2 protein-coding genes are annotated in these 1,339 nt (G+C 64.9%); both read left to right on the top strand.

Going from position 1 to position 1,339, the window contains the following annotated elements; translation table 11 throughout:
• Positions 1-471, top strand: a 471-nt coding sequence (locus tag AC097L_RS24600; RefSeq protein ID WP_479589342.1) for a VOC family protein, incomplete at its 5' end; no start/stop codon positions are given.
• The coding region (locus AC097L_RS24595; protein WP_479589341.1) for a sugar phosphate isomerase/epimerase family protein at positions 468-1,339 on the top strand (872 nt) is incomplete at its 3' end. The genes AC097L_RS24600 and AC097L_RS24595, both read left to right, overlap by 4 nt.

Genomic DNA, 1,339 nt, shown 5'->3' with positions numbered 1-1,339 from the left:
GACTTCTCCATCTACGACGTGGATTTCATCCCGATCCCCTCGGTCAACCAGAAGCCCGAGGCCACCACCGGCCTGCACTTCTTCGGCGTGGTGCAGTACATCGGCCCGGAGCGCAGCTACGACTGGATCGAGTTCTACAACGCCCTGTTTGGCATGGCCCTGATCCCCGACGAGGAGCGCTTCGGCATCATGCCCAAGGGCACCCTGCTGCGCAGCCCGGCCCTGGAAGCCGCCAACAGCTTCATGTTGCAACTCATCGAGCCCGAACTGAACGTGATCGACACCGACGAGCGCCTGCAGCGCATCGGCCTGGGCGTACCCGACGTGCTGGCGGCGGTGAAGGCCTTGCGCGCGCTGGGCGTGGAGTTTGTGGAGACGCAGGCCACCCACACCGAGAGCCGCGGTGCGATCACCAAGACCTACCTGGGCTCCGTCGTCTTCGAACTCGTGCACAGCGAGAAAGCCGTATGAAAGACCACGCCATCCAAGGCTTCGGCATGGACACCATCACCCTGGCCGGGCCCTTGAAAGCCAAGCTCAAGGCCATGGTGGATGCGGGCTTTACCCAGGTGATGCTCAAGGCCAACGACATCGTCGGCCACCCGGACGGCATGGAGGCGGCGGTGGCCGAGGTCAAGGCCAGCGGGCTGCGCGGCACCGGCTTTCAGGTGCTGCGCGACTTCGAGGGCCTCAGCGGCCACCTGCACGAGTACAAGATCGACATCGCCAAGGCCATGCTGCAAATGTGTGCCGCGCTGGACTGCAAAGTGCTGCTGGCCTGCTCGTCCACCTCGCCGCACGCCACCCAGGACCTGGACCACATCGCCCGCGACCTGCGCAAGCTGGCCATGCTGGCCGTGCCGCTGGGCATCCGCATCGCCTACGAGGGCCTGTCGTGGGGCCGCACGGTGAACGAGTTCACCACCGCCTGGGACGTGGTCTGCCGCGCCGACTGCCCCAACCTGGGCCTGGGCATCGACGGCTACCACATCGTGGCCGCCAAGACCTCGCTGGACGAGATCGACTACCTGGATCCGAGCAAGATATTTTTGGTGCAACTGGCCGACTTCATGTGGCAGGAAACCAAGACCTTTGAAGAGCGCATGACCACCGCGCGCACCTACCGCGTGTTCCCCGGCGAAGGCGTGCACAGCGAGCAGATGGTGGACCTGGTGCTCAAGCTCGACCGCCTGGGCTACCGGGGCGACTACAGCTTTGAAGTATTTAACGACGACTACGTCAACCTGCCCCTGCCGGTGGTGGCCGCCCGCGCCCTGGCCCGCACCAATAGCCGCAGCATGGCGCTGATCGGCAACGGCGCGCAAAGTGAATTCCAGGC

This window comes from Rhodoferax sp. RT5P35, assembly GCF_056521385.1.
This window is presented reverse-complemented; position numbering and strand designations above follow the sequence as displayed.